Origin of the sequence: Chromohalobacter sp. HP20-39, assembly GCF_033052815.1 — a bacterium.
In the GTDB taxonomy this organism is placed as follows: domain Bacteria; phylum Pseudomonadota; class Gammaproteobacteria; order Pseudomonadales; family Halomonadaceae; genus Chromohalobacter.
In genome coordinates, this window is record NZ_JAWHTP010000868.1 from 1 (window position 1) to 257 (window position 257).

Genomic DNA, 257 nt, shown 5'->3' on the forward strand with positions numbered 1-257 from the left:
TCGATCGGCTGGCTAAGGTAGGGTGTCGCGAAGGTGTTGTCGATCAACAGCGGGATCTTCGCGTCATGCGCGATCTGCGCCACCGCGGGGATATCGAGCACCTCGAGGCCGGGATTGCCGATGGTCTCGCCGATCACGAGCCGCGTGTTCGGCCTGATCGCGGCACGGAACTCGTCGAGCGCGCGTGGCTTGACGAAGGTCGTGGTGATGCCGAACCGCGGCAGCATGTGCGCCAGCAGGTTGATGGTGCCGCCATA

The 257-nt window shown here is 64.6% G+C and carries 1 protein-coding gene; it reads right to left on the reverse strand.

The genetic code is table 11. From position 1 onward, the window contains the following. On the reverse strand, nt 1-257 hold a 257-nt coding region (locus tag RVY79_RS20440; RefSeq protein ID WP_317466418.1), incomplete at both ends, for a PLP-dependent transferase.